This window comes from Actinomycetospora flava (genome assembly GCF_037400335.1).
In the GTDB taxonomy this organism is placed as follows: Bacteria; Actinomycetota; Actinomycetes; order Mycobacteriales; family Pseudonocardiaceae; genus Actinomycetospora; species Actinomycetospora flava.
Genome location: NZ_JBBEGM010000011.1, coordinates 154,242 through 175,154 on the forward strand (window position 1 = coordinate 154,242; position 20,913 = coordinate 175,154).

The 20,913-nt window shown below is 75.7% G+C and carries 23 protein-coding genes; 10 read left to right on the forward strand and 13 right to left on the reverse strand.

The features are described from left to right. Positions 1-13 precede the first annotated feature (13 nt). From WCD58_RS24125 to WCD58_RS24135, 3 genes are read left to right on the forward strand one after another with little or no spacing between them, the layout of a single operon-like run. On the forward strand, positions 14-754 hold the full coding sequence (locus tag WCD58_RS24125; protein ID WP_337705631.1) for an SDR family oxidoreductase: 741 nt from the start codon (positions 14-16) through the stop codon (positions 752-754). A gap of 57 nt (positions 755-811) precedes the next feature. Next, positions 812-1,633, forward strand: coding sequence for an SGNH/GDSL hydrolase family protein (locus tag WCD58_RS24130; RefSeq protein WP_337705632.1), 822 nt, complete (start codon positions 812-814; stop codon positions 1,631-1,633). After that, the gene (locus WCD58_RS24135) at positions 1,630-2,106 is read left to right on the forward strand and encodes a GNAT family N-acetyltransferase (RefSeq protein WP_337705633.1); all 477 of its coding nucleotides are present in this window, start codon (positions 1,630-1,632) and stop codon (positions 2,104-2,106) included. Before WCD58_RS24130 ends, WCD58_RS24135 begins: the two co-directional genes overlap by 4 nt. Here WCD58_RS24135 and WCD58_RS24140 read toward each other — a convergent pair. Genes WCD58_RS24140 through WCD58_RS24150 form a run of 3 tightly spaced genes read right to left on the reverse strand, consistent with a single transcriptional unit; the run spans position 2,103 to position 5,069 of the window. Further along, positions 2,103-3,701 (reverse strand): metallophosphoesterase family protein, encoded by a 1,599-nt coding sequence (locus tag WCD58_RS24140; RefSeq protein WP_337705634.1) that lies wholly within the window; start codon positions 3,699-3,701, stop codon positions 2,103-2,105. The two genes, WCD58_RS24135 and WCD58_RS24140, sit on opposite strands and share 4 nt — an antisense overlap. 19 nt (positions 3,702-3,720) lie before the next feature. Next, positions 3,721-4,602: a class A beta-lactamase gene (bla, locus tag WCD58_RS24145; RefSeq protein ID WP_337705635.1), complete on the reverse strand. Its 882-nt coding sequence runs from the start codon at positions 4,600-4,602 to the stop codon at positions 3,721-3,723. After that, entirely contained in the window at positions 4,599-5,069 is a 471-nt protein-coding gene (locus WCD58_RS24150; RefSeq protein WP_337705636.1) for a pyridoxamine 5'-phosphate oxidase family protein, read from the reverse strand. Before WCD58_RS24150 ends, bla begins: the two co-directional genes overlap by 4 nt. Before the next feature lie 100 nt (positions 5,070-5,169). Between WCD58_RS24150 and WCD58_RS24155 the strand changes: the two genes are divergently transcribed. The 4 genes from WCD58_RS24155 (at position 5,170) to WCD58_RS24170 (ending at position 8,019) form a co-directional block, all read left to right on the forward strand. Continuing rightward, positions 5,170-5,718 carry an HdeD family acid-resistance protein gene (locus WCD58_RS24155; RefSeq protein ID WP_337705637.1) on the forward strand — a complete coding sequence of 183 codons (549 nt, stop codon included), beginning with the start codon at positions 5,170-5,172 and terminating at the stop codon, positions 5,716-5,718. Between the two features lie 7 nt (positions 5,719-5,725). Continuing rightward, entirely contained in the window at positions 5,726-6,523 is a 798-nt protein-coding gene (locus WCD58_RS24160) for a hypothetical protein (protein ID WP_337705638.1), read from the forward strand. Between the two features lie 27 nt (positions 6,524-6,550). Next, positions 6,551-7,063 carry a CGNR zinc finger domain-containing protein gene (locus tag WCD58_RS24165; protein WP_337705639.1) on the forward strand — a complete coding sequence of 171 codons (513 nt, stop codon included), beginning with the start codon at positions 6,551-6,553 and terminating at the stop codon, positions 7,061-7,063. 80 nt (positions 7,064-7,143) lie between these two features. Further along, positions 7,144-8,019 carry an alpha/beta fold hydrolase gene (locus tag WCD58_RS24170; RefSeq protein WP_337705737.1) on the forward strand — a complete coding sequence of 292 codons (876 nt, stop codon included), beginning with the start codon at positions 7,144-7,146 and terminating at the stop codon, positions 8,017-8,019. Positions 8,020-8,027: 8 nt separating this feature from the next. On the opposite strand, the gene WCD58_RS24175 is transcribed toward WCD58_RS24170, so the two are convergent. From WCD58_RS24175 to WCD58_RS24185, 3 genes are all read right to left on the reverse strand, one after another. After that, positions 8,028-8,300 carry a hypothetical protein gene (locus tag WCD58_RS24175; RefSeq protein ID WP_337705640.1) on the reverse strand — a complete coding sequence of 91 codons (273 nt, stop codon included), beginning with the start codon at positions 8,298-8,300 and terminating at the stop codon, positions 8,028-8,030. A gap of 17 nt (positions 8,301-8,317) precedes the next feature. Then, the gene (locus WCD58_RS24180; protein ID WP_337705641.1) at positions 8,318-8,647 is read right to left on the reverse strand and encodes a DUF6247 family protein; all 330 of its coding nucleotides are present in this window, start codon (positions 8,645-8,647) and stop codon (positions 8,318-8,320) included. Positions 8,648-8,784: 137 nt separating this feature from the next. Next, positions 8,785-8,955, reverse strand: coding sequence for a hypothetical protein (locus WCD58_RS24185; protein ID WP_337705642.1), 171 nt, complete (start codon positions 8,953-8,955; stop codon positions 8,785-8,787). 168 nt (positions 8,956-9,123) lie between these two features. Here WCD58_RS24185 and WCD58_RS24190 point away from each other — a divergent pair, with 168 nt between their 5' ends. Further along, positions 9,124-10,428 carry a hypothetical protein gene (locus WCD58_RS24190; RefSeq protein ID WP_337705643.1) on the forward strand — a complete coding sequence of 435 codons (1,305 nt, stop codon included), beginning with the start codon at positions 9,124-9,126 and terminating at the stop codon, positions 10,426-10,428. Here WCD58_RS24190 and WCD58_RS24195 read toward each other — a convergent pair. Both WCD58_RS24195 and WCD58_RS24200 read right to left on the reverse strand, forming a co-directional pair. Next, the gene (locus WCD58_RS24195) at positions 10,337-11,413 is read right to left on the reverse strand and encodes a glycosyltransferase family 2 protein (protein WP_337705644.1); all 1,077 of its coding nucleotides are present in this window, start codon (positions 11,411-11,413) and stop codon (positions 10,337-10,339) included. The two genes, WCD58_RS24190 and WCD58_RS24195, sit on opposite strands and share 92 nt — an antisense overlap. Then, positions 11,410-12,330, reverse strand: coding sequence for an SAM-dependent methyltransferase (locus WCD58_RS24200; RefSeq protein ID WP_337705645.1), 921 nt, complete (start codon positions 12,328-12,330; stop codon positions 11,410-11,412). Before WCD58_RS24200 ends, WCD58_RS24195 begins: the two co-directional genes overlap by 4 nt. Positions 12,331-12,563: 233 nt before the next feature. Here WCD58_RS24200 and WCD58_RS24205 point away from each other — a divergent pair, with 233 nt between their 5' ends. Further along, positions 12,564-14,927: a non-ribosomal peptide synthetase gene (locus WCD58_RS24205; protein ID WP_337705646.1), complete on the forward strand. Its 2,364-nt coding sequence runs from the start codon at positions 12,564-12,566 to the stop codon at positions 14,925-14,927. Next, positions 14,924-15,586, forward strand: a complete 663-nt coding sequence (locus WCD58_RS24210) for a chorismate--pyruvate lyase family protein (RefSeq protein ID WP_337705647.1) — start codon at positions 14,924-14,926, stop codon at positions 15,584-15,586. The genes WCD58_RS24205 and WCD58_RS24210 overlap by 4 nt, the downstream gene beginning before the upstream one ends. On the opposite strand, the gene WCD58_RS24215 is transcribed toward WCD58_RS24210, so the two are convergent. The 5 genes from WCD58_RS24215 to WCD58_RS24235 are packed head-to-tail and all read right to left on the reverse strand — an operon-like array spanning position 15,522 to position 20,868. Beyond that, positions 15,522-16,514 (reverse strand): alpha/beta hydrolase fold domain-containing protein, encoded by a 993-nt coding sequence (locus WCD58_RS24215; protein WP_337705648.1) that lies wholly within the window; start codon positions 16,512-16,514, stop codon positions 15,522-15,524. The two genes, WCD58_RS24210 and WCD58_RS24215, sit on opposite strands and share 65 nt — an antisense overlap. Continuing rightward, complete coding sequence (locus WCD58_RS24220; RefSeq protein ID WP_337705649.1) at positions 16,511-16,717, reverse strand: hypothetical protein; 207 nt, start codon at positions 16,715-16,717, stop codon at positions 16,511-16,513. Before WCD58_RS24220 ends, WCD58_RS24215 begins: the two co-directional genes overlap by 4 nt. After that, positions 16,714-19,023 (reverse strand): hypothetical protein, encoded by a 2,310-nt coding sequence (locus WCD58_RS24225; protein ID WP_337705650.1) that lies wholly within the window; start codon positions 19,021-19,023, stop codon positions 16,714-16,716. Before WCD58_RS24225 ends, WCD58_RS24220 begins: the two co-directional genes overlap by 4 nt. Then, complete coding sequence (locus WCD58_RS24230) at positions 18,984-20,057, reverse strand: glycosyltransferase family 2 protein (protein WP_337705651.1); 1,074 nt, start codon at positions 20,055-20,057, stop codon at positions 18,984-18,986. Before WCD58_RS24230 ends, WCD58_RS24225 begins: the two co-directional genes overlap by 40 nt. After that, positions 20,047-20,868, reverse strand: a complete 822-nt coding sequence (locus tag WCD58_RS24235; protein ID WP_337705652.1) for a glycosyltransferase family 2 protein — start codon at positions 20,866-20,868, stop codon at positions 20,047-20,049. The genes WCD58_RS24230 and WCD58_RS24235 overlap by 11 nt, the downstream gene beginning before the upstream one ends. Positions 20,869-20,913 lie beyond the last annotated feature (45 nt).

Genomic DNA, 20,913 nt, shown 5'->3' on the forward strand with positions numbered 1-20,913 from the left:
TGGGGGCTGTCTGATGGGGGTTCTCCTCGTCACCGGCGGCAGCCGCGGCATCGGTGCCGCCGTCGCGGAGCGTGCCGCGGCCGCCGGGTGGGACGTCTGCGTCACCTACCGCAGTGACGCCGACGCCGCCGGGCAGGTGGTCGCCGCGGCCCGTTCGCTTGGCGTCGAGGCGCGGGCGGTCCGCGCGGACGCGGCGGTGGAGGCCGACATCGAGGCGGCGTTCGCCGCGGCCGACGAGCTGGGCCCCCTCGGCGGGGTCGTCGTCAACGCCGGGGTCGTGGTGCCGAAGGCGCGGGTCGACGCGATGTCCGCCGAGCGTGTCGCCGCGATGCTCGCGATCAACGTCGTCGGCGCCGTCGTCTCCTGCCGCGAGGCCGTGCGGCGCCTCTCGACCGCGCACGGCGGGCCGGGCGGGTCGATCGTGCTCGTGTCCTCGGCGGCGTCGCGGCTCGGCTCGCCGGGGGAGTACGTCGACTACGCCGCGTCCAAGGCGGCCGTCGACACCCTCGGGCTCGGGCTGGCCAAGGAGGTCGCGGACGAGGGCGTGCGCGTCAACGTGGTGCGGCCGGGCATCGTCGACACGGCCATCCACGCGTCCGGTGGGCAACCCGACCGGGTGGAACGCATCGGCCCGCTGGTGCCCGTGGGCCGCGCCGGGACGGCCGACGAGGTCGCCGCCGCGGTCGCCTGGCTGCTCTCCGACGAGGCCTCCTACTGCACGGGGAGCGTGCTGGACGTCGCGGGCGGCCGGTAACCGGGAGCGCCCTCCCAGGTGTTCCCGAGATCGGGGCGGGGAGCAGAATCGCCGGACGTGAGCGGAGCGGGGGATCGGCAGGCCACCACCACGCGCGACACCACGCGCGACACCACGACGCGCTGGCGCTCGTACGTCGCCCTCGGCGACAGCTTCACCGAGGGCGTCGGCGACCCGGACCCGGCGACCGGGCGCGAGCGCGGCTGGGCCGACCGCTTCGCCGCCGCCATGGCCCGCCGCGACCCGGGGTTCCGGTACGCCAACCTCGCCGTGCGCGGGCTGCTGCTCGACCCGATCGTGCGCACCCAGGTGCCCGAGGCCGTCCGCATGGGCCCGGACCTCGTCAGCCTCTGCGCCGCGGGCAACGACCTCCTGCGCCCCGGCGCCGACCCCGCCGCGCTCGCCGAGCGCCTCGAGGGCGCGGTCGCGACGCTGCGGGCCACCGGCGCCGACGTGCTGGTGTTCACCGGGTTCGACACCCGCGAGAGCCCGTTGCTCAACCTCATCGGCAAGCGCCTGGCCTCGATGAACGACCACATCCGCGAGATCGCCCATCGCCAGGGCGCCTACCTCGTCGACCTGTGGGTGATGCCGCCGCTGTCGGACATGCGCGCCCGCACCGACGACCGCCTGCACCTCAACCCCGGCGGGCACGCCCGGGTCGCCGCGCGGGTCAGCGAGGTCCTCGGCCTGCCGCCCGAGCTCGACTGGCACGCGCCGTGGCCCGCGGCGACACCGACGACGTGGAGCCACCGCCGCGTCGAGGACGTCCGGTGGGCGCGCGAGCACCTCTGGCCGTGGGTGCAGCGCCGCGCCCAGGGCCGCAGCAGCGGCGACGACCTCGGCGCGAAGCGGCCCGAGCTCACGCCCGTCCGGTGAGCGGCGTCAGCATCGTCAGGGTCGACGCTGACGATCTCGCCGGCCCCGAGGTCGCCGCGCTCCTCGCCGAGCACCTCGACGACATGCGGGCGGCGTCCCCGCCGGAGAGCAAGCACGCGCTCGACCTCGACGCGCTGCGCCGCCCCGACGTCACCTTCTGGACCGTCCGGGACGACCACGTCCTGCTCGGCTTCGGCGCCCTCCGCGAGCTCGACGCGACGCACGGCGAGATCAAGTCGATGCGCACGGCGTCGGCGTACCAGGGGCTCGGGGTGGGCGGGGCGCTCCTGCGGCACGTCGTCGGCGAGGCCCGCCGGCGCGGCTACCGGCGCCTGTCCCTCGAGACCGGGTCGTCCGCGCACTTCGCGCCCGCGCAGCGGCTCTACGCGCGCCACGGGTTCGTGCGCTGCGGCCCGTTCGGCGACTACCCCGAGGACCCGAACAGCGTGCACATGACGCTCGTCCTCGACTAGGGACGCAGCACGATCGGCTCGTCGACCAGGTGCACGTCCACGGGCGTGCGCGGCGTCCAGCGGGGCGTGGCGCCGGGGGACCACCGCCAGCGCCGCGGCACCGTCCCCACACCGAGCGCGTAGAGGGTCAGCGTCCCGTCGGGATCGACGCGCAGACGCAGGAAGCCCTTGTGGTCCTCGATGCTCTGGGCGGCGAACAGCTCGTTGCGGTTGGCCCCGCGCGCCGCGATCAGCAGGAACGTCGACAGCACGAGGCTCGACAGCAGCCCGGCGGCGAGGACCACGAGGACGGTCGCGAGCGGCGCGTCGAGCCGGGCGGCGACCACGGTCGCAGCGATCGCCACCGCCAGCTCCGGGAGCGCGAGCGCGAGCCCGAGGGCGATCCGCCGCACGCGACCGGCGCGCTGCGGGACGACGAACGCGTACGACCCGCCCGCGACGGCCACCGCGGCGATCACCGACACCGCGGGCACGCCGAGCACCCACGGCACGATCACCAGCGCGGGCAGCAGCACGAGCAGCGGCAGCAGCAGGCCGTTGCGCAGCGGCAGCCGCCACAGCACGCGGAACGCCTCGGCGCGCGAGGTCCGCACGGTCGGGAAGGTCGCCGCGCGCCGGACGTAGCGGTGGGTCCCGGTCGCGCGCTTCGGGCCGGGGTCGGCGAGGTCGGTGGTGACGTCGAGCTCGTCGGGCAGGAAGTGCGTCGGCGACGTGTAGGCCCCGCCGTGCCCGGCGGTGACGAGCACCTGCTCGCGGTCGGGGTGCTCGAGGGAGTAGACGGCGTAGTGGTGGGTGTCGCCGGTGAGCACGAGCCGGATCGGCAGGTCGCGGTCGCCGAGGATCTCGCGCAGGAAGAACGCGAGCCGGTCCATCGAGCGGTCGTCGCCGTCCTGCGCGCCGTACCAGGCGGGCGCCGCGGTGAGCAGCACGAGCCGGTCGCCGTCGGGGATCCGCGCGACGACGGCGCGGAACCACGCGAGCTGGGTGGCGTCGACGTAGGTGTCGAGCTGGATGTCGATGGCCAGCACCCACCAGCCGTGCGGCAGCCCCAGCGCGAAGTACGAGCGCCGCTGGTCGGTGTTCCACCCGGCGACGTGCCGGCCCTGGCAGAACACGCGCAGGAACGCGGTCAGGCCGTCGTACCAGTCGTGGTTGCCGGGGATCGCGTAGACGGTCGGGACGACGCCGTCCGGGTCGGCGACGAACTGCTCCTCGAGCGGGCTCTCCAGCCGTTGCTCGTAGGCGAGCGTGCCGGCCACGGGGTAGACCTCGTCGCCGCCCATCAGCAGCACCCGCCCGCGCGGCAGCGTCGCGCCGTCGACCGTCAGCTCCGGGGCGCCGAGCAGCGTCGCGACCGTCGCCATGGCGGGGAAGCCGTCGCCGGTGTCGCAGAGGAAGTCGAACCAGAACGGCTCGTCGTCCGCCACCTCGTGGAACGAGACGTCCTGGGCGAACGTCGTGCCGGCCATGACGTCGCGCTTGTCGGCGTAGGCCGCGACGGTGCTGCCCAGGATCACCGTCACGCCGGTGCGGATCAGCTCCGTCGGCGAGAGCCAGCGCACCGCCGGGAGCCGCACCGGTTCGCCGTCGACCATGACCGCACCGTAGTGGCGATCACAGCGCGGCGGTGGCGATCCGCGTCGCGTCCGCGATCGTCGCCCTGCCGTTGGTGCTGGTGGGATCCGAGGGCGTCGTGAACACCGCGATCACCCAGGGCGCGCGGCCGGGCGGCCAGACGACGGCGACGTCGTTGTTCTCGCCCTGCGCGCCGGAGCCGGTCTTGTCGCCGACGTGCCAGTCGCGGGGGAGCCCGGCGCGGATCTGCTCGGTGCCGGTGGTGGCGCCGACCATCCAGCCCGTGAGCCGGTCGCGACCGGCGGGGTCGAGGGCGTCCCCGAGCACGAGCGCCCGCAGGTCGGCGACCATCGCGGCGGGCGTGGTCGTGTCGCGCTCGTCGCCCGGGGCGGTCTCGTTGAGCTCGGGCTCGAGCCGGTCCAGCCGCGTCGTCGTGTCGCCGAGTGTGCGGACGAAGGCGGTGGTCGCCGCAGGCCCGCCGACGACCCCGGTGAGCAGGTTGGCGGCGGTGTTGTCGCTGACGACGATCGCGGCCTCGCACAGGGCGGCGACGGTCATCCCGCTCTCGACGAAGCGCGCGGTGGTCGGCGCGTGGTCCAGCAGGTCGGCGCGCGACCAGCGGATCGTGCGGTCCAGCAGCCCGGGCTCGCGGCGGGCGCGGTCGAGCACCGCGGCGACGATGAGGACCTTGGCCGTCGAGCACATCAGCGCCCGCTCGTCGGCGCGGTGGGCGAGGGCGCGGCCGCCGCCGGTGTCGAGGGCGAGCAGCCGGATCCGGCGCCCGGAGCGCTGCTCGAGCCCGGCGAGGGCCATGGGGGGTTCGGACAGGGTCGTCGACGGGGGAGGCGGGGGCTCGCTCCGCGCGCACCCGGCGAGCACGGTGAGGCCGGCCCCGACCAGTGCGGCCCGGCGGTTGATCACCCGCGGGAGGGTAGCGACCGGTACTCGAGCCCGTCGGCGGTGTTCCGCCACGCCACGAACCGGTCGAGCGTGACGACGATCGGCAGCGAGAACGTCATCAGCCAGGCGTCGAGCGGCTGGCTGCCGAGCATCGGCGCGTACTTGCGGCCGAACGCGTCGAGCGCCTTCTCGACCTTCCCGAGCTCGGAGAGCGTCGCCCGCCCGCTGCCGGTGACGACGTCGGCGCCCTGGCCGGCGGTGTCGAGGGCGACGGTGACGAGGTCGTGGGTGCGCAGGTGACCGACCTTGGCGGTGTCCGGGCGGCTGAAGACCGTCACCGTGGGGTCGTCGAACGCGAACCACACCGGCACCGTGTGCGGCCGCCCGTCGGGGGCCACCGTGCCCAGCCAGATCACCGCTTCGGACGCCAGACGCTCCGCCGCATGGGCGTCGGTGGGGTCCGCGGGGTCGAGCAGTCGCGTGCTCACGCACTCACCCCATCAGTGCGGTCAAGCGCGCCCTCTCGACACGGAGCCGCGACGGCGATTCGATGTGCCCTGATCACCGGTGTGGCGGGAGGGGACAGGGATGAGCAGCGCACTGGGTGCGGTCGGCGTGCGTCGGGAGTCGAGGGGGTGGGGATGGATCCTCGCGTCCGGGATCATCGGCGTGCTCGTCGGCATCATCGCCCTGTTCCGCCCCGGACTCGCCCTCCTCGGCGTGGCGTTCGCCCTGGGGATCGGTCTGATCATCCAGGGCGCGCTCGAGATCGGGGTCGCCTGGCGCGCCGAGACCGGCTCCGCGGGACGCGGGTGGCTCGCCGCCTTCGGTGTCCTGGCGCTCGTGGCGGGCGTCCTCGTGCTCTTCCAGCCCGGCGGCGGGATCCTCGTGCTGGTCTGGGGCCTGATCCTCTGGTTCATCGTGGCGGGAGTGCACGACCTGCTGGTCGGCTTCTCCGAGCGCGACCACCGGTGGTGGAACATCGTGCTCGGCATCCTCAGCATCGTCGTGGCCTTCATCCTCATCGTGTCCCCCGGCACCGCCGTCGGCACGCTCGCGATCTTCATCGCGCTCGGCTTCCTGCTCCGCGGGGCGATGGACATCGGCCTCGCCCTGAGCATGCGCCGCGCCGCATGATGGAGCGATGGACGCGCGTGAGGCCGTCGGGCGCCGCTACGGCGAGCACCTGACCGACCGCGACCTCCTGGCCCTCGCCGACGGCGAGCCCACCCGCGTGGCGCCGCTGCGCCGGCGCCCCGAGCTCGTGCTCGACCTGCTCGACCGGCCGGCGGTGGCCGACGCCGTCCTCGCCGCGCGCCGTGACGAGGGCGGGCGGTTCCGGCACGTCTCGCCGTTCCTCCTGCTCGCCGCGGCGGTGCACCGGACGAGCCGGGCCCTCGTCGGGCGCCTGCACACGCCCGACCGCACGGCGCCGCGGACCCGGGTCCCGATCTTCGACGCCCCGGTGCTCGCGGCCTTCGCGGCCGACCCCGAGCACCGCCTGCACCTGGCCGAGCTGCTCGCCTCCTACTCCCGGCTGACCTCCGGGGCCGTGTGGCGCCGCGACGAGTGGGGCCGGCGGCGGGAGCGGTGGGACGAGCTCGACCTCCCGGCGCTCGCGCGCCTGCTCTCCGCCGTCCCCGCCGACCAGCAGCCCGGGGTGTGGCGGCGCATCGGCGACGGCGCGCTCTTCCTGGCCGGTGTGTTCCCGGAGTACGCGGAGCGCACGCTCGGCGGGGCGCGGCTCGCGCGGCTGACCGGACCCGCCGACGGTCCCGTCACCGAGCTCCTCGAGCAGCTCGCCGGGCGCGCGTACGCGCAGACGGGCGGCGCCGTGCCCGCCGGCGTCGCGGCGTCCCCGCAGCTCGCGCGCCGGTTCCTCGCGCTGGTGGCCGAGCACCACCTCTTCCCGTCCGGCGGAGTGCTCGCCGCGGGTCGCTGAGCCCGGGGTGTGGCTACTCTCGATGCCATGTCGGTCGATCCCCGCCCGCTGACCGGCGAGCCGCTGGCCCTCGACCTGCTCAACACCCGCTGGCTCGACGGCGAGGTCGAGCGCGACCTGCTCGCCGACGTCGACGGCCTCGCGCCCTGGCTGGCGGGCCACGGGTTCGACGGGCCCGCCGACGAGGAGACCCTCGCCGCGCTGCGCCGCGCCCGCACCGCGCTGGTCGACGTGGTCGACCGCGACACCGCCGACGGCCTCAACGAGGTCCTGCGCCACGGCCGGCTGCGCCGCGAGGTCGGCCCGGGCGGCCCGGTGACCCGGGCCGAGGCGGACAGCCCCGCCTGGCTCCCGGCCTGGTCGGCGGCGGAGGACTACCTGCGCCTGGTCGAGCGCGCGCCCGACCGGATCCGCCGCTGCGCCCACGACCGCTGCGTCCTGCACTTCTTCGACACCTCGCGCAACGGCACCCGCCGCTGGTGCTCGATGGCCACGTGCGGCAACCGCGTGAAGGCGTCCCGCCACCACCAGCGAGCCTAACCACTCACCCTTGCGAGAACGGTTGGCGTCGGGCACTGTCCCTGACTAACCGTTGAAACCGACGTGAGAGGTTAGTCGTGATCCGCCACCGTCACGCCACCGTCCGCGGGCACTCGCTCTTCTACCGGGAGGCCGGCGCGCCGGACGCCCCGGTGGTCGTGCTGCTGCACGGCTACCCGACGAGCTCGTTCATGTTCCGCGAGCTGATCCCGCGGCTCGCCGGCTCCTACCGGGTGATCGCCCCCGACCACCTCGGGTTCGGGCTCTCCGACGCCCCGCCGGTCGACGAGTTCGCGTACTCCTTCGACGCCCTCGCCGACCTCACCGCCGAGCTGCTCGCCGCGCTCGGCGTCACCCGGTACGCGATCTACGTGCAGGACTACGGCGCCCCCGTCGGCTGGCGCCTCGCGCTCCGCGACCCCGACGCGATCACCGCGATCATCAGCCAGAACGGCAACGCCTACGACGCGGGCTTCGTCGAGGACTTCTGGGCGCCGGTGTGGGCGTGGGGCCGCGAGCAGACCCCGGAGACCGAGGCGGGCGTCCGGCCCGCGCTGTCGCTCGAGGCGATCCGCTGGCAGTACACCCACGGCGTGCCCGACGCCGAGGTCGTCAGTCCCGACACGTGGCACCACGACCACGCGCTCGTCTCGCGTCCGGGCAACGACCGGGTCCAGCTGCGCCTGTTCGCCGACTACACGACCAACCCGCCGCTCTACCCCGCGCTGCACGAGATGCTGCGCGTCACCCGCGTGCCGGTGCTGGCGGTCTGGGGCCGGAACGACGAGATCTTCGGCCCGGCGGGTGCCGAGGCGTTCCTGGCCGACGCCCCGGACGCCGAGGTCCACCTGCTCGACGGCGGACACTTCCTGCTCGAGAGCCACCTCGACGACGTCGCGCCGATCATCCGCGACTTCCTGCACCGCCGCGTCGCGACGGGGTCGGTCGCGGCCTGAGCAGCGGATCAGTCGTACGCGAACCAGACGAGGTCGACCATCGATACCCGATGCTCCGCCTCGAGGACCACGAAGGTGACGAAGCCGTAGCCGGTGGCCACGTCGACGGCGACGAAGCGGTACTGGCCGTTCGGGTTGGCCTCGTTCATCGGCAAGCTGTGCCACGGTCGCGCGCCGAGCTCAGCGATCACGTCCTCGATCGCCGACCGCACGGCGTCGGGCAGCTCGGCCACCTTCGCCCGGAACTCGTCGAGGGCCTCCGGCTCGAGCTCGTAGGACACCGAGATCGTTCTTGGGCCTAGGCGCCGGCCTTGGCGCGTGTGACCTCGATCGGCTCGTCGTCCGGGCTCGGCACACCGGTGATGAGCTCGGCGGCCCGGCGGAGATCGCGGCGGTACTGGTCGGGCCGTGACTGCATCGCGGCGAGCCCACGCCACTGTTCGAGCGTGGCGAAGAGCGAGGTCAGGTCCAGCGTCGAGCGAGCCCGACCCAGCTCGCGGTCATAGGACTCGAGGAAGCGTTCCCGGTCCTCCGGCCAGAGCGCGGCGGCGATCGCCGCGGGTTGTGCGCCGGGCGCGAGCGCGTTCCGGGGCTCGGGTCCGGGGCCGACCGGATGCGTCGCGGTCACGACGTCGACGCTAGCGCAGGCGTCCGACGGGCTGGAGGCGAACGCTCGATCCGACCTGCTGAACGGCGTCGATCGCCCCAGGTGCTCCGATGACCCGGTGAGGTCGGGTCGACGGAGCACTCGGAGCGATCACGGGCTCAGTCCTCCGGCGAGCGCCGGGGCGACGGCACGGACGCCGGTCCGGCGAGGTCCGGGTGCGCCGGACCGGCCCACCGGCACGCGAACACGTCCCAGTAGCAGGAGCGGTCGTGCTCGTGGCCGCGGCGCGCGACGGTGGCGACGGGCCGGGTGAGGACGTCGGCGGTCATGGCGGGCTCCTTCGGTCACCGAGAGTCCCGACGGTGACAGCGGGTCGTCGGAGAAGCCAGTAGTCATCACTCGAACGGCCCTACGTATTCGGCATGGGGTGTGCATGCCGATACGGGGAGCGTCGATCATCACGCCGATCCCGGGTAAGGGGGCCCTATCCTGATCACGTGCGCCCCCTGCTCACGGCCCTGGTCCTGGCCGTGGTCGTGCTCGTGTCGTGCGGGGCCGGGGCGGGATCGACGGCCCCGGGACCGGACTGGGGCTGGGTGGCCCAGGAGCGCCCGCTGTCGCTCGGCGTGACGCACATGCAGTACAGCCTCGACGCCTTCGGCGACCCGTCCGCCGTGGCCCGCGGCCGCGAGATCCTGCGCGGCGCCGGCCGCTGGCAGAACCAGCACCTCATGGGCTTCGGCGTGCAGAACCCGGAGCCGTCGCCCGGGGTCCGCGACTGGACCTCCCTCGACGCGCGCATGCGGCTGATCGCCGGGACCGGCGGCACCACGGTGCTCACGCTGGCGGGCGCCCCGGACTGGATGAAGGGCGGCGCGCCCGGCGCCACCGACTGGGCCGAAATCGAGACCGCGCCGGAGCCGGAGCACTTCGACGACTTCGCGCGCCTGTCCGCCGACGCCGTCGCCCGGTATCCGCAGGTCGCCGCGGTCCAGGTGTGGAACGAGTTCAAGGGCTTCCACGACGCCGCGACCAACACGTGGGACGCCGCCGCGTACACCGACCTCTACAACCGCATCCACCGCGCGGTGAAGCAGGTCCGCCCGGACGTCCTGGTCGGCGGCCCCTACGTCCCCCTCGACGCGTGGTCGGCGGACGGGCGGGGCGGCACGCCGTCGGACGTGCGCGGACCGTGGGGCGTCACCGACGGGCGGGCGCTCGACGCCGTGTCGTACTGGCTCGCGCACTACGACGGCGCCGACTTCCTGACGATCGACGGCGGCACCGGCACCAAGGACGCCGGGCTGATCACGACGCCGACCCGGGGCGTCGACCGGTTCGCGGCGCTCACCCGCTGGCTGCGCGAGCGCAGCGACCTGCCGATCTGGTGGGCGGAGTTCTACCCGGAGCCGGCGGACACGGAGACCCGGTCGGACACGCCGCAGCGCGCGGTGATGGCGCTCGAGGCGGTCGCGGCGTTCGCCCGCAGCGGCGTCGACACCGCGCTGCTCTGGCAGCCCCAGGCCGGGGAGCCGCTGCGCCACGCCGCCCTGTGGACTGACGTCGCCACCGCCGCCGGCGGCACCCCGACCCCGCTCACCGAGCCCTGGACGTGGCTCGCGCCACGCCTGGCCCGCGGGGAGGTCGAGGTGGGCCGCTCCCCGGACACCCGGCTGCTCGGCTTCCGCGCCGCCGACGGCGTCCTGGTGGTCAACTCCTCGGCGGAGAGTGCCTCCGTCGCCACGACGGCGGGCCCGCTCGACCTGCCCGGCTACGCCACGGCCGTCCTGCCCCGCTTCTGATCCGGTGCTCGGGCGGCGCCGTCTCGGCCGCCCGCCCCCGCAGGAACCCGACACCCGCGGCCCCGACGGCGAGCACGATCGCGCCGCCCGCCCGAACCCGGTCCTGCGCGGCCGCCGGGTCGCCGGCCGCGAGCGCCGCAACCGCCGACCGGGCCTCGCGGCCCAGCGCGACGGGCAGGACGCGGCGGGTGTAGTCGGCCTCGGCCGCCAGGCCGCGCCCGGTCCCGGCGCGGCGGGTGACCGCGGCCTTGGACAGGCCCTCGGCCAGCGCGCGGCGCCCCAGGTACGACCAGCCCGTGCGGTCGGCGGAGACCCGGTGGTCGACGACCGCGGCGGGCTCGAGCAGCACGCGCGCGCCGGGGACGTACTGCCGCACGCGCAGGCAGAGCTCGGTCTCCTCGCAGCCCAGCGGCACCGTCCCGATGCGGCCCATCTCCTCGGCGAACTCGCCGGCGGCGTCCAGCGCGGTGAGGCGGAAGGACATCGAGCAGCCCATGAGGTTGCGCACCTCCACCGCGCCCCGCTCCGGGTGCTGGCCGGTGTAGGTGCAGCCGACCACCCACCACAGCTCCGGGGGCAGCACCGCCGGCGCGTCCCCGCCCGGCCAGCGCGGCACGGCGGTGCCGCCGACCGCCGCCACCGCCGGGTCGGCGTACGGCGCGAGCAGGGCGGCGAGCCAGCCGGGGCGGGCGGCCGCGTCGTCGTCGAGGAAGGCCACCACGTCGGCGCCACCGGACGCGCGCACGTGGTCGACGGCGGTGTTCCGGGCGCCCGAGAGCCCCCGGCGGCGGGTGTTCGCCAGCACGGTCACCGCGGCGGTCAGCTCGCGGTGGGCGCGTTCGAGGAGCCCTTCGTGGTGGTCGACGACGAGCACGACCTCCCGGGGGCGGGGGTCCTGGGCGAGCGCCGAGTCCACGGCGGCGCACAGGTCGTCCCAGCGGCGTTCGGTGTAGGCACAGACGACGACCGCGGCGGTGAGGTTCACGCGGCGTGCACCGTCAGCATCTGCAGGCACGCGCGGTCCTCGTCGCTCAGCGCGTCGAACGGGGCCGCGGTGGGCGCGGCGTCGAGCCGGGTCAGCTCCTCGGGCGGAAGGGACCGGTCGTCGTCCTCGACCATCCCGAAGCCGGCCCCGGCGAACAGCGCGCGCCACTCGGGGCGCTGGACCCGGTTGAAGTACTGGACGTCGTTCTCGAACCAGCGCCGCCACGTGGTGTCCGAGTAGCGGTAGTAGTGCTTGGGCGACATCGAGGGGTCGAAGTAGTGGTAGTGGTCGGCGAGGTCGATCTGGTGGATCGCGTGCCCGCCCGGGCGCAGCAGCGCGTGGGCCTCGTCCAGGTACTCCGCGAGCATCCCGGCCGGCACGTGCTCGAGGACGTCGGCCGACACCTCCAGCGCGTAGGCGCCCGCGTCCAGCCCGTCGAGGTGCCCCGACGGCTCGATGACGTGGTCGAAGCCGAGCACGCGGTAGATGCCGGCGAAGTCGTCGGCGGCCAGCGCGGCGTCGAGCCGGTCGAGCGCGCGGCGCGTGCCGTCGCCGTCGGGCGCGGCGGCGAGGTGCGCGCGGTACCCCGCGAGGTAGGTCCGGTAGGCGCCGAGCAGGCGGTTGTCGCAGACGTCGAAGAGCGTCACCGACACGTCGTGGTGCAGGGCGAGGACGGTCGCCTCCCAGTGCACCCAGCCCGTGCCGAGCTCGAGCACGCGGTCGCCGGGGGCGAGCACGTCGTAGGTCTCGCAGAGCGCGAGCAGCCGCTCGGCCCGGTCGAGGTAGCGCTGCGGGAGGCCTTCGGCCCGGCGGCTGCGCTCGAGCGCGACGTTGCCGAGCCTGCGGTAGAGCCGGCGTCCCGGGGCGGAGGCCGAGAAGCCCTTCGAGGCCGCCGCGACACCGGCGTACTTCAGCACACGTCCTCCTGCGGGAAGATGTCGATTAACGCCGTCGTCACACAACGGAGTCAGGGAGCGCGATCAACCCGGACAGGAAACCCAAAGTGGCACGTCCGAGGGAACAGTCTGGAGATTATGCGCACAGAACGTCACCAAGTGCTTGATCCTGTGCGGCTGCTGACCTAGCTTAGGCTGTCCTAAACCTGCCGCGGGGTGCGGGTTGCTCTCCTTCTGTCGTGAGGACTCGCTCCATGACGTCATCCGTGCCGTCCACCTGGCTCCCCGAGGTCCCCGGCCCGGGCGACGAGGCGCCCACCGTGGTCGGACGGCTTCGGGTGCTGGCCGGGGCGATGCCCGACGCCGAGGCCCTCGTCAGCCGCGAGCGCACGGCGACGTTCGCCGAGGTCGCCGAACGGGTCGACGCGATTGCCGCCGAGCTCGAGGTCGCGGTGAACGCCGGGGGACGCCAGGAGCCGGACACGCGCCCGATCGCCGTCCTCGCCGAGCAGTCGACCACCAGCCTGCTGGCGATCCTCGGCGTGCTCGGGACCGGGCGCCCGGTCGTCGTCGCCGACCCCCTGCTGCCCGTCGAGCGCCTGGCGCTGGTGCTCGAGCGCGCCGACGCGATCGCGCTCGTCGCCGACGAGGAGCGCCGGGAGGCCGCCGACGCGATCCTCGCCGCCGGCCGGTCCCGCCCGGAGCTGCTCGCGCTCGACACCGTCGTCGCCGCCCCGCCCGCGCCGCCGCGCCCGCCGTCGCCCGGGCGCCGCTGCGTCGTCTTCACCTCCGGCTCGACCGGCACCCCGAAGGCGGTCACCTACGACGACGGGTGGCTGGTCAACGAGGCCTGGGGCGCGGCGCTCGACCTCGACCTCGGACCCGGCGACCGGACGGCGCTCGTGCTGCCCAGCGCCTTCGCCGCCGGGCTCACCGTCCTCTTCATGGGCCTGCTCAACGGCGCCACGCTCTGCATCGCCGACCCGCGCCTGTCCGGCGTGCGCGAGCTCCCCGACTTCCTCGCCCGCACGGGCACGACCACCCTGCACACCACGCCCTCGCTACTGCGCAGCCTGCTCGGCGTGCTGCCCCCCGAGGGCGGGCTCGAGGGCCTGCGGCTCGCGACCACCTGCGGCGAGGCCGTGCACGGCCGTGACGTCGCCGCGCTGCGCCGCCACCTGCGCGCCGACGCCGTGTACACGTCGTGGTCCGGGTCGTCGGAGACCGGCCATCTCGCCTTCCACCGCATCGACCCCGCCGACCCCGTCCCCGACGGCGTCGTCCCGGTCGGGCGCCCCGCCGCCAACAAGCTCGTGCGCCTGCTCGACGAGCACGGCGATGACGTGCCCCACGGCGAGATCGGCGAGGTGACGGTGACCTCGGCCTACCTCGCCGAGGGCTACCTGGGCGACCCCGACACCACCGCCGCGCGCTTCGTCCCCCTGCCCGACGGCCGCGTGCGCTACCTCATGGGCGACCGCGGGCGTCGCGACGCCGACGGGACCCTGCACCTGCTCGGCCGGCAGGATTCGGCGCTGAAGATCCGCGGCTACCTGGTCGAGCCCGCCGAGGTCGAGGCGGTCCTGCTGACCGACCCGGACGTCGCCGAGGCGGTGGTGGTCGGCCACGCCGTTGCCGACGGCACCGAGGCGCGCCTCGTCGCCTACGTGGCGCCGAAGTCGACCGAGAAGGCGCTGTCCACCACCGCGCTGCGCCGCGCCCTGCGCGACCGGCTGCCCGAGTGGATGGTGCCGTCGGCCCTCGTGGTGCTGGAGTCGCTGCCCCGCAACGAGCGCGGGAAGCTCGACCGCGCGGCGCTGCCCGCCCCGCCGCCCCCGACGGTCGGCGAGCCGGCGCGCTCGGCGTGGGAGGCCGTGGTCGCCAACATCTGGTCCGCCGTCGTGGGCGTCGACGAGGTCGGGCGCGACAGCGACTTCACCGAGATCGGCGGCGACTCGCTCGACGTCGAGCAGATGCTCGTCATGGTGTCCGAGCGCCTCGGTGTGCGGCTGCGGACCGGCGACCTCGCCGACGCGCCGACGCTGCGGGAGTTCGCGGCGCGGGCGGCGGAGCTGGGGCGGGATGCGCGCAGCGGTCGGGAGCGCGGCGGTGTGCTGCGTCCGGTGGCGCGGCGACTCCACGCGCTCGTGGTCCCGCCGGCGGCCTCGCCGCACGTCGTGCTGCAGCGCGGGCGCGCGGAGCCGCGACCGATCGTGCTCCGGTCCGGTGCGCCCGACCCGGCCCTCGACGCCCTCGTCGCCGCGCTGGGCACGGACGGCACCACGCTCGACGACCTGCGCGCGGCGGACCTCACGCGCCGCTCCCGCGGACGGCGCACCCCGCCCGCCCTGGCCCGCGCGGTCACGTCGCGGCACCCGGGCGGGCCGTGGGTCCTGGTGACCGGCGGGGACCGCCCCGCCGCGGCGGCCGCGGTGCTCCTCGCCCACGAGGGAGCCGTGCTGCTCGTCCGGGCCGTGCGCGCCGGGACGCTCGCCCCGGTCGCGCCGGCCGGGGTCCGCGTCGTCGACGTCGTCGTCGCGGGAGCCTCCGACCCGGTCGTCGACCCGGCGAGCCTCGACGCCGCCCGCCAGGCCCTCGGCACAGCCCTTCCGGTATGAGCGGCGTCCCCGGGCTCGGGGCCGTCGAGCAGCTGGTCCTGCGCGGCGACGGTCTGACGACCACGAGCCTCGAGATCCTCACGGGCGCCACCGTGACCACGGCGGTCCGCGCGCACTGGCGCCTGCCGCTGCGCGCGGAGTGGGGCGCGCAGGCGGACGGGGCGTCGTACGCGGGGGAGCCCGCCGACGACTCCCGGCGCTGGGCGTGGTTCGCCGGCGACGTCCTCGACGCCGGCGCGGGCGACGAGCTGCTCGTGCGCGAGCTGGACCTCGTCGGCGGCGGCACCGTGCTGGCCGCGGCCACGCTGGTCGCGGTGCTCGGCGTGCTGCCCGCGCCGCTCGCCCACCGCCTCGGGACCACCGACGAGCCCATCGGTCGCCTGCTCGCCGCCCACGGCGTGGCGGTGCGCCGCGAGCTGCTGCGCTGGGGCCTGCGGCCGGCCGGGGAGCTCGCCGGGCGCCTGGCCGTCGCCCCGGAGAGCGAGGTCCCCGCCCGCACCTACCGCATGCGCGCGGTCGCGTCCGGCCGCCCGCTCGCGGCGATCACCGAGTGGTTCTCGCCCGCGGCGCTGGGCGGGGCCGCGAGGGCACCGGTCAGGGCGCCGCGCCGAGCACACCGTCCAGGAAGTCGATCGAGGGCCCGATCTGCTCCTCGGTGAACGCGTCGGTGGCGTGCTCGCCGTCGGGCAGCACGGTCAGCGACACCGACGCCCCGGCGTCGCGCAGCGCGGCCGCGAGCCCGTCGGACTGGGCGCGCGGCACCGTGCAGTCGCGGTCGCCGTGCGCGAGGTGGAAGGGCGGGAGATCGCCCGCGCCGTCGAGGTAGGTCGCCGGCGCGGCGGCCGCCGCCCGCTCCGGGTGCGTCGCCACGGGCACGCCCAGCCAGCGTGACTCCGGTGAGTCCGCGCCCCCGTGAACGTCGGGCTCGCCGCGGCAGGCGCTGACCGCCGCCTGGGCGTCCATGGCGGCGAAGTCCGACGGCCCGTACCAGCTCACCACCGCCTGCACGGCCGCCGACCGCCGCGCGACGTCGTCGGCCACCCCGCTCGCGAACGGCGCGGCGTCGTCCCCGAGCACATCGGTCTCCCCGCCGGTCACCGCGACCATCGAGGCCAGGTGGCCACCGGCCGACAGCCCCATCAGCGCGATCCGCGAGGCGTCCACGCCGTACGTCGAGGCGTGCGCACGGACCCAGCGCACGGCCGTCGCGACGTCCACCACCGCGGCGGGGAAGGGCGCCTCGCCGCTGAGCCGGTAGCCGACGGCGGCCGTCGCGTACCCGGCGGCGTTGAGCGACTGCACGATGCCGAGCACGTCGCCCTTGTCGCCTTCGAACCACCCGCCGCCGTGCACGACCACCACGAGGGGGACTGCGACGCCGTAGCGGTGCGGCAGCGAGAGGTGCAGCGTCTGCACCGGGGAGGCCGACGCGTAGGGGACGTCCTTCCGCACCTCCGCCTCCGCGCGCACGCCCGCGGGCCGCGGCTCGAGCGGGCGGATCGACGGCGGGCCCGCGGCCCCGTGCAGCACCCCGGCTAGGGCGAGCACGCCGACCACGGCGGCGAGCACGGCGGACCGGATCCTCACAGCACCGTCGCGAACCGCGCCGCCGTGCTCGCGGCGAGCACGACGACCACGACGGCCAGGGCGGCGTGGACCGACCACCGGGTGACGCGTCCCCCGGTGGGCACACCGTCGGTGCGGCACTCGCGCAGCACCGTCGCCGCCAGGGCGAGGACCACCCCCGCGACGACCCACCAGGCCCCGTAGTCGCTGGTCAGGAAGCTCATCGCAGGTTCCTCCCGATCGAGGGCTCGACCCGGCCGACCTTCTCGAGGACGACAACGTCGTCGGTCGCGACCACCGTGCGGTAGCGACCGGACTGCTGGAGGACGGCGAGGCCCGCGGGAACCCACCCGGGCGGCTGCTCGCCCTGCAGCACGCCCTCGGCCTCCATCCCGGCGGTGGCGTAGACCCAGTCCGGCCCGCCGTCGCCGGTCGGCCCCAGCCGTGCGGCGACGCAGGCGGGATAGGGACGGTCGGAGCACTCCGCGCGGTCGACGAGACCCTCCGCGCGGACGACGCCGACCCCGGCCATCGGCAGCGGACCGACGGGACCGAGGCCCGCGACCGACTGGCCCGGCCGGGCGCTCGCGTGCACGAGCCGGGCCGCGTCCACCTCGACCGCGGCGACGTGCTCGAACGAGACGTTGACGCCGCGCGTGGTGGTCAGCGCGACGGAGCCCGCGACGAGCCCGGCCGCGACGAGCACGGGGACTAGACCGGGCACGCCCCGTCTCAGGCCTCGCGCCGGGCACACCAGGCGGGCCAGCGCCACGGCGGCGAGCGGGGCGAGGAACGGGCTCGCGTACAGCGCGCAGCGGATGACGACCTCGCCGCCGTAGGACTGCACGAGCACCAGCGCCGCGGGCGCGGCGGCGAGGCCGAGCACGAGGACCGCACTGCGCTCGCGCCGCAGCAGCCACCAGCCGACCGCGGCGAGGAGGCCGAGCAGCGCGGTCCACCCGACGCGGACCAGTTGCATCGCCTGATAGACGGGGTCGCCCGCGATCCGGTCCCCGACGCCGGCGGACACGACCGACCCGACCTGGCCGACGTCGCCGAACACGGTGGCGAGGTGCCCGGTCCAGTAGTCGGTGGCGCCGTAGGAGAACCAGCCGACGAACAACACGAACGCCGCGACCACCAGCGTGCGGTGGCGGGTGGCGCCCGCGAGGACGAACCAGGCCAGCGCGGCGAGCAGGACGGTCGGGGTGAGCTGGTGCCCGACGATCACGGCGGTGAGCACCACGAGCAGCAGGACGTCGAGCGCCACCGTGGTCGGCCCGTCGACGCCGGCGGGCCGCGCGGGGAGGCGCAGCGGCGCGGTGAGGGCGCGGCGCCACCAGGGGCGGGGGTCGTCCGGCCCCGGCGGCGCGGCGGTCGCCGCCCAGAGGAGCACCGCGAGCACGCCGGTGCCGAGCACCGAGGCGGTGGCCTGCGCCGAGAAGTAGTCCTGCTGGTACCAGTTGACGAGCAGGTACAGCACCACCCCGACCCACGCGAGCCGCGGCGACGCGGTGACCGCGCGGCCGATCACCCACAGCGCGGGGACGGTCAGCAGCTCGAACACCACCGGGGCGAGGACGAGCAGCGGTCCGGCGCCGGGGAGGCCGGCCCAGGTCGTCAGCTGGGCGATGCCGGCCAGGAAGCCCGGCCAGCTGAAGCGTGCGTCGACCCCGGGCACGGTGTCGCCGGTGCGGGCGATCGCCTCGGCGAAGCCGACCTGCACCCACCCCGCACCGACCGAGCCCGCGCCGTCCGCGACGTTGACCACGCCGTACGCGACGAGGACGAGCGTGCCCACGACCGCGCCGATCGCCACGTGGTCCGGGCGGGGGCGGGTCAGCGCGAGCGCGGCGGCCGCGGCGACGAGGACCAGGGCGGCCCAGTAGGTCCACGGCAGGGCGAGGACCAGTCCGGCCGGACCGGTCAGGCGGGGGTCGAGCACGCGCGTCGCGGCCCACCACAGGACGAGGGCGAGCACGAGGAGGCCGAGGACCGCCGCGCGCACCGCGGGCTCGGGTCCGCCGGCCGCCCGCCAGGACGGCAGGACGGGACGGGCGTGGAGCAGCTCGCGGGTCACGGCGACCGCCGTGGCGACGAGGCCGGTCCCGGCGAGGACGAGCAGGGCACCCGTGGGGTCCCACGCGTCGGTGAGCACGCCCGTCGTCGCGGCCAGCATCGCCGCGGCGGGCGAGATCGCCACCGCGAGCGCGGCCGTGACCGGCTGGTCGGGCAGTCGCAGAGCGAGCGCCACCGGGACGCCCGGCACCGCGATCACGAACGCGACGCAGAGCAGCGCCCGTCCCGGGACCGCCGCGTCGGCGAGCACCAGGACGGGCACGAGCACCGCGAGCAGCGCGGAGAGCGCGACCGCCGCCCAGGCGCCGAGCCCCCACCGGCGTGGGCCCGAGGGCGGTTCGGCGGTGTCGAGTCGGTCGCCCCCGTGCGCCGTCGGCTCGAGCGGGCGCAGCGTGACGAGGGGTGCCGCCGTCACCGCCGCCGGCTCCGGCGGGTCCGCAGCAGCAGCCACGGGCCGGCGAGGTACCCGGCGAGCTCGGCCCGGGTGAGCCAGCCCGGGTAGCCGTCGCTCTTGCCGACGTTCTTCGGCGATCGCCGGCTGAACACCACCCAGCCCACCCTGGCGAGGTGCCGGGCGAGGTGCCACGACGCCCTGCCGTCCGAGGTGAGGATCTTGGTCATCGCCGCGGCCATCCCCGTGCCGTAGCCGTACATCTGGTCGCGCAGCGCGTCGGCCGAGTCGCGGTGGAAGTGGTGGACGACGGCCCCCGGGCTGTAGGCGAGCGTGTCGCCGGCGAGCAGGACGCGCCGGAACACGTCGAGGTCCTCCCCTCCGCGGGTGGGCGTGCCCGCCCCGAGGTCCTCGTCGAAGCCTCCGAGATCGTCGAGGCGTGCGCGCAGGAAGACCATGTTGTTGCCGGCTCCGAACTCCGTGCCCCCGTACGGGTAGAGCACGCCGCGCGGGCCGGGCCGGCCGAGGGCGGCCGAGGGACCGTCGGGGGCCAGGGACCAGGCGAGCGGCTCGCCGCCCTTGTCGAAGCCGCCGGCCTCCTCGAACAGCCGCTCCCACGGCGTCTCGAGGGAACCGGGCACCACCCGGCCCGTCACACAGCTCAGACGGCTGCTCTCAGGGGCGTCGTCGAAGAGCGCCACGACGGTCGCGGCCCAGTCCGGCGCCGGGAGCGCGTCGTCGTCGGTGAACGCGACGAGGTCACCGGTCGCGGCCGCGAGCCCCACGTTCCGGGCCGCGGAGAGGCCGCGGCGCTCGGCGGCGACGACCCACAGCGGCGCGCCCGGCTCCTCGTCCAGCCCGGCGAGGGCCGCGGTCGTGCGCCCCGACGCGGGATCGTTGTCGACCACGACGACCTCGAGGTCGACGTCGCGCTGCCGGCGCAATGCGGTCACGGCGTCCCGCAGGCGGGGGTGCCGGCCGAGCGTGCACAGGATCGCCGTGACGCGCGGCGGCGCCGAGAGCGCGGAGGACGGACCGGAGGGCTCCGGCCGGCCACGCGAGGGGGCCGGCCGGAGGTCGCTCTCAGCTGACATCGGTCACGACGGGGTGGGCCGCGCGGCGCAGGGCTCGGCGGGTCCCGGCGCGGCCCGGCGCGGGCCGCGGGGTGAGCGGACGCTGCTGGGCAGGCGGGGCGGACGCCCCGAGCGGGCGCTCCACGCCCTCGGCGAGCAGCATCGCGAGCACGCGCAGCCCGTCCTTGACCGAGTGCAGGTTGCTCGCCCCGTGGTGGCGGGCCAGCTCGACGCTGGGCACCTCCGCCACCCGAAGCCCGGCGCGCGTCGAGCGGCAGTGCAGGAACGCCTCGATCTCGAAGCCGTCACCGAGGCGGAAGGGGCTGCGGGCGTCGACGTCGGGCAGCCCGAGCGCGGGCAGCACGTCGCGCCACAGGGCGTTGTAGCCGTAGCAGAGGTCCGAGGCCCGTGAGCCCACCGCGAGGTTCGCGAGGCCCGTGAGCATCCGGTTGCCCGCGGCGCGGAATTGGGTGAGGTCGTGGCTGCCGCCGCCGGTGATGGTGCGTGAGCCGGTGGCGACGTCGGCGTCGGCCAGGGCGTCGACGAACCGCGGGATCTCGCCCGGGTCCGCCGAGCCGTCGGCGTCGACGAGCACGATGGCGTCGCCGGTCGCGGCGGTCATGCCGCAGACGAGAGCGTTGCCCTTGCCGCGACGGGTCTGGGTGATGAGGCGCGCGTCCGGGCGGACCCGGCGCACGACGTGGGCGGTCTCGTCGGTGGAGTGACCGTCGACGACGAGCACCTCGTGCTCGGTCGACAGGCGCGGCAGCAGCTCGCGGAGGTTGTCGGCCTCGTTGCGAGCGGGGATCACCACGGTGACCGTCGGTTCCACCGGACGGGAAGGTCGCGCGGGCATGGGGCTCCCAGGATCAGAGGG